Origin of the sequence: Aquiflexum sp. (genome assembly GCF_041751335.1) — a bacterium.
Classification (GTDB): Bacteria; Bacteroidota; Bacteroidia; order Cytophagales; family Cyclobacteriaceae; genus Aquiflexum.
Genome location: NZ_JBGSXS010000383.1, coordinates 1 through 6,092, shown reverse-complemented (window position 1 = coordinate 6,092; position 6,092 = coordinate 1). Strand labels below are relative to the sequence as shown.

At 38.4% G+C, this 6,092-nt stretch carries 6 protein-coding genes; 1 reads left to right on the top strand and 5 read right to left on the bottom strand.

Features of this window, described 5'->3' with window-relative positions:
- The coding region (locus tag ACEW8U_RS20440) for a hypothetical protein (RefSeq protein WP_373523905.1) at positions 1-287 on the top strand (287 nt) is incomplete at its 5' end.
- Positions 288-376: 89 nt separating this feature from the next.
- On the opposite strand, the gene ACEW8U_RS20435 is transcribed toward ACEW8U_RS20440, so the two are convergent.
- From ACEW8U_RS20435 to metG, 5 genes are all read right to left on the bottom strand, one after another.
- Complete coding sequence (locus ACEW8U_RS20435) at positions 377-1,219, bottom strand: transglutaminase domain-containing protein (RefSeq protein WP_373523904.1); 843 nt, start codon at positions 1,217-1,219, stop codon at positions 377-379.
- Positions 1,216-1,971: a peptidase gene (locus ACEW8U_RS20430; RefSeq protein WP_373523903.1), complete on the bottom strand. Its 756-nt coding sequence runs from the start codon at positions 1,969-1,971 to the stop codon at positions 1,216-1,218. Before ACEW8U_RS20430 ends, ACEW8U_RS20435 begins: the two co-directional genes overlap by 4 nt.
- Positions 1,968-2,948: an alpha-E domain-containing protein gene (locus ACEW8U_RS20425; protein WP_373523902.1), complete on the bottom strand. Its 981-nt coding sequence runs from the start codon at positions 2,946-2,948 to the stop codon at positions 1,968-1,970. The genes ACEW8U_RS20430 and ACEW8U_RS20425 overlap by 4 nt, the downstream gene beginning before the upstream one ends.
- Positions 2,949-3,091: 143 nt before the next feature.
- Entirely contained in the window at positions 3,092-4,519 is a 1,428-nt protein-coding gene (locus tag ACEW8U_RS20420; protein ID WP_373523901.1) for a circularly permuted type 2 ATP-grasp protein, read from the bottom strand.
- Between the two features lie 426 nt (positions 4,520-4,945).
- Positions 4,946-6,092, bottom strand: a 1,147-nt coding sequence (metG, locus tag ACEW8U_RS20415; protein WP_373523900.1) for a methionine--tRNA ligase subunit beta, incomplete at its 5' end; no start/stop codon positions are given.

Here is a 6,092-nt window from a genome sequence, read left to right as displayed (position 1 = left end):
GCTTTTCAAACCCCCTCCTTTATTCACCAAATTCTCCGTTCCCCGAGCTTGCCGAGGGGCAATTTATAAATCTGTCATTAGTAGGCACGAGGGATCTCCAGAGGTCCTATTTGTGTTCAAATTTATCATTTCCTGAACCTCGTGAGATGCTTCTCCCGATAGCCCCGATAGCTATCGGGGGGATCAGCATGACGGCTGTTCCGATTTATGTCATTGGTAGCCTGCCTGTCCATTTTGGCAAGGAGCACTTCAAATCACTTTCTAATTTAGGAAACTCTCTTTACTAAATGGCAATCCCAAAGTAGCATTGACCGTACCAAAATTAGGTTAAAACATACAAGATACTTGCAGCATTAAAGTTAACCTTGCCATAAACTCAATCCATCTCTTTTATCCAAACTTCAGAAGTGAAATTTGAAGCAGCTAATCCTCCATACGTTCCTGAAATTGGCAAGGTATGGGAAGGATGAAAACTATTGGCTAAGGGAATGTAGTGATGGTCAGTAAAAAGACCCAAACTTGGATCTAAACCAACCCAACCCGCTCCGGGAAGGTAAACTTCTATCCATCCATGAAGTTCATGGCCGGCATCTACTTCTGGATTAAAAGCATAGCCACTGACAAATCTTGTAGCCATTCCCAGATTCCTGAGCATCGACATCAACATCCATGATAAATCTCTGCAAGAACCTTCTTTGGTTAGAAAAGTATCTAAGGGGTGTAATAATCCCGGTTCATATCTGAGTCCATGAGACCAATTTTCGTGAATTTTATCAAGCAATCTCACCAGAAAAGAAACTAAATCGGACGACTGCTTCATTATTGAAGAAGCAAATTCAGCCAATTCTGGAAAGTGCTCTGAATGTTGATATATTTTCAAAAACTCACCGGTGTTTCCTTGATATTCAAAGTTTTCAAAAGGATAAGGGATATTCGGGGAAAGTATAAAACTGAATGGATTAAAATCAAAGGTTTCAATTTCCAAATCAACATCCACCTCCAAAACATCCGTTTCTATATTGAACCAAACTTGGAAGAACGGATTTCCTTCAGCATTTATTCTTTGATTTCTTCCCATTGGTTCAGGAAAAATATTCCAATTCGCTTTCCTGATTTGAAAATAGGTTCTCTGCTGGGGAATCAAAAATAACTGATGGGGATTAAGTGGAACTTTCTCCCCATACTGATATTTGGTCTGATGATGAATGTGGAGTATCATGAGCTGCCATTGGAAAAAACACTCAAAACGTCGTCCTGCTGAAATGCCCTCTTTAAAATCTCTGCCGGTAATTCTTCAATAGCAGATTTCAGCCTTCCATTCCAGAAAACTGAAATATGTTCCAACTCTTTCTTTTCAAACCGCTTTTCAATGGTATGATAACTATCATTTTCAAGGATGACAGTATCCAATGGAAAATCCACATCATTGGCCGATATCAAAGTGGCATCAAAAGCCAAAAAAGCACATTTCAAAGCATAATTCAAAGAATCATCATAGGTCAATGACCGACGTAAAACAGGATTTCCAGCACCGGTATTTCCAATGATCACAAAGGGAGTTCCTCTTCGGATTTCTATCCAATTACCTTGGGGATATAATAGGTACAGTTTTGGTTCTTTGTCCTCCTCAAGTTGTCCACCGATCACGGAAAAAAGATTAAATGATAATCCTGACTCTTCCAAATATTCCTTGTCCTCTTTGGCTACCCTTTTGACTTGATTGCCAAACTCATTGACAGCTTTGTACAGCTTATTGAAATTATGGTCCTGCTCTTCGATCACTTCAGTGAAATAAGTAATAGCCTTATCCCTTACAGAACGTAACCCAGAAGTCATGATGAAAAAAGAATGCTTTTCTCGATTGACTGTATATACTTTTTTGGAAGTGGTTGTTTCGTTTCCTGATGTTATTCTTGTATCAGACAGGCCTATCAGGCCATGTTTTGTTTTAATTCCTAAGCAAAAGGTCATTCTTGTTTACTAAATTGTCCAGTAAAGTTATCCTTTATTTGAAAGAAGTTGGCATCTATTTTATTTGATATACTATTTATTTTCTTTTGTAGGTCATCAATGTACTCATGGAGGCCATTACTGATGATTTCATTGACATCAGCAAATTCAAGTTTGGATCTCAATGCTCCGATTTCATTTTCAGCATTGTTTCTTAATCCTCCATTTGATCTACCGGAAATTTTGTGGAGACAGTTTTCAGCCTCTACCAAACAGTAGAATACTGACCTTGGGAAATATTTGTTCAATAACAGCAAACTGATCACCTTGTCCGGTTCAATGGTCCCATACAATCTCCTATAAGTGTTAAAAGCCGTTACTGACTTCAATAAGGCTGTCCAATGTAAAAAATCAAGAGGGGTTCCTACCATGTTGGGTGATGGTAAAAGCATGTGGTATTTTACATCCAATATCCTACTGGTTTTATCAGCCCGCTCTAGGTAGAGACCCAATTGTCTAAAATACCATCCCTCTGTTCTTGCTACTGTACTTTCAGAAAGACCATAAAGTAATAAGAGTTGGTTTTTCACGCTTTCAAAAAACACTCTTGGATCTTCTCTATTCCAGTCTTTTTTTCCTGCCTGCTTCAAAACAAAATGATATAATTCATTAAGTTTTTCCCAAGTTTCTTTTGTAAGGTTTTCTCTGATTACCCTGGCATTTTCTCGGGCAAATGAAACTGAGGAGATAATGGAATTTGGATTCTCAGTATCAAAGGTCAAAAAATAAATGACCTCTTTTCTGTCAAACCCTTGGTGTTTTGAAGTGTATAACTTGCTATCGCCTGTGGCAAAGACCAAAGGTTCCCATTGTTCTTTTAGATCTGGTGGCAAATCCAGCATCAGGTTAAAATTGACATCAATGAACCTGGCATAATTTTCGGCCCTTTCAAGGTACCGACCAAGCCAATATATGGAATTAGCAACTCTACTTAGCATGTTTGATTTGAGATTTTAGAATTTAGATTTTAGATTTTAGTTCCGTTGTTATCGGGATGAGATGGAAGACCGAAGACGAAATGATTTGAACCTCCCTCGTACTTGGCACATGGTAAGTATACTTCATACTTACTACTTCCAAACTACTTATACAACACCCAAGTATCCTTACTCCCTCCCCCTTGGGAACTGTTGACCACCAGGGAACCTTTGGTCAAAGCTACCCTAGTCAGTGCACCCGGAATAACTTCAATGTCTTCACCATAAAGTATATAGGGTCTTAAGTCCACATGTCGACCTTGAATGCCTTCATCTGTCAAAGTCGGGACCGTAGAAAGTGATAAGGTTGGTTGAGCAATATAAATTGTTGGGTTAGCTTTGATCAACCCACGGAATTTATCATGTTCTTCTTTGGAGGCTTTCGGACCTATCAGCATACCATAACCACCTGCTGCGTTTGTTTCTTTTACTACCAATTGCTCAATATTATCCAGTACATAATTTCTATCCTTTTCCTCTCGGCACAGATATGTAGGCACATTATTCAAAATTGGTTCCTCATCCAAATAGTACTTGATGATCCTCGGGACATAAGCATATACAGCTTTGTCATCAGCCACACCTGTACCGGGGGCATTGGCCATTGCTATATTACCGGCCTTATAGGCGTCAAACATACCGGGCACGCCAAGCATTGAATCGGGATTGAAGGATAAAGGATCCAAAAATGTATCATCAATCCTTCTGTATAAGACATCTATCTGCTCCAAACCTTTGGTGGTCTGCATGTAGACTTTTTTGTCTTTTGTAATCAAATCCACTCCTGACACCAATTCCACTCCCATTTGAAGCGCAAGATAAGAATGCTCAAAATATGCGGAATTATAGATTCCGGGGGTTAAAACACCCACAACGGGATTGGGTTTGTTAGATAGAAACTGAAGCATTTTCAACAGTTTGATAGGGTAATCAGAAACAGGCATCACCCCTAGCTGATTGAAAAGATCAGGATATGCCCTTTTGATGATCTCCCTGCTTTCCAGCATGTAAGATACTCCGGAAGGACATCGTAGATTATCTTCTAATATGTAATATTCGCCATTCTTGTCCCTTACTAGGTCAGTACCTGTAATATGGCACCAAATACCTTTGGGGGGAGTCAAACCTATACATGGTTTGAGATAGTCTTTAGAATTTAAGATCAGATCTTCAGGAACTACTTTGTCCTTTAGGATTTTTCTATCATTATATATGTCCTGAAGAAATAGGTTGAGGGCATGAATTCTTTGTTTTAATCCTGCTTCCAATTTGGCCCATTCCATATTTGGAATGATCCTGGGTATAATGTCTAAGTGCAGAATCTTTTCAGTTCCCTGATTGTCATGATAGACGTTAAAAGTCATCCCCATTGCCACTTGTGTCTTGTTAGCAGAAAACTGCAAATGTGACATTCTTTTTGAAGATGTTTTACCCAAAATATTCAAAAAATCTTGATAGTGGGGCCTACATTTGCTCTCATCAACAAACATTTCATCATAATTTCCCCCAACTTGGTATTGATTTGTATCCATAAGTATAAATTTTGATCGATTAAAAATGATATTGTTGAAGATAGTATTTTTCTAAAGTCAAAAAAAATTTCAACTCAATTATAATAACATATCCAAATTGATATCAGTAAAATCCAAAACCAAGCAGATTATTTACAGAATCAAGGTTGTTTGGGACTTCAAACTTTGGGTTTAAACAAAATACTCAAAAATGGTTATACGCTGCTTTGCAAGTAACCCAAGATTCTAATCCAAACAGGTTGGAAGTCCGATGTACTGGACATTTAAGTTTCCTGGCGAGAATTTATTTTGAATTACAATTTTACTGTCATTATTGCGACATACATGTACTCAAAAAAAAGATATCGAATATCCCTAATCTTTAAATACATGAAAAAAGCTTTGGATCAATTAAGACCCGAAGCTTTTTATTGAATTATTTGAAAATCACGAGATTTTGGAACCGCTCACAGTGGCTTCATTTGGCTGCAATAACCTTAGACTGCCATCTCTGTCCTCTGCCATAAGTATCATCCCCTCAGAATCCACCCCCATCATCTTTCTGGGAGCAAGATTGATTAGCATGGTGACTTGTTTTCCAATCAAATCTTCCGGTTTGAAATGCTCCGCTACGCCACTTAGTACAGTTTTCACACCCAAACCTGTTTCTACAGTAAGCCGCAATAGTTTTTTGGATTTTGGCATGGGTTCAGCAGTCAGCACTTTCACCACCCGCATATCCAATTTTGCAAAATCGTCATAAGAAATAATATCTTTCATTGGAGCAGCTACTGCATTGGATAATTCGTTTTGCTTTTTGGATTCCAATAATTTATTGACTTGGTTCTCAACTACATTGTCTTCAATTTTTTCAAAAAGTAGAGCAGCAGGATTGATTCCGATTCCTGTCACCAATAAATCTGGATTTCCGGCATCTTTCCATCCCAAACTTTCCATATTGAACATGCCATATATTTTGGCGGCTGTGAATGGTAAAAAAGGCTCAGCAACAATGGCTAGATTCCCAGCAATATTCAGCGCAATATTCAAAATTGTACCCGTCCTTTCTTTGTCCTCTTTGATGGTTTTCCAAGGCTCGCTATCTGCAAGATATTTATTTCCCAACCTCGCAAAATCCATTACAAATGAAAGTGCTTCCCGGAATCTATAACGCTCGATAGCAGCGGCAATCTTTTCCGGAAAAGCTTTCAAAGTTTCCAAAGCATCTTGATCTATGTCATTCAATCCACTTTTTACAGGCACCTTGCCATTAAAAAACTTATGTGTAAGCACCACTGCCCTATTGACAAAATTCCCAAATATGGCTACTAACTCGGAGTTATTTCTGGACTGAAAATCCTTCCAGGTAAAATCATTGTCTTTTGTTTCGGGAGCATTTGCAGTTAGGACATATCTTAGGACATCTTGTTTATCGGGAAATTCCTCCAAATATTCATGCAACCAAACTGCCCAATTTCTGGAAGTGGAAATCTTGTCTCCTTCAAGGTTCAAAAACTCATTGGCCGGCACATTATCCGGTAAAATATACTCTCCATGGGTTTTCAGTATGGCAGGGAAAATAATACAGTGAAAT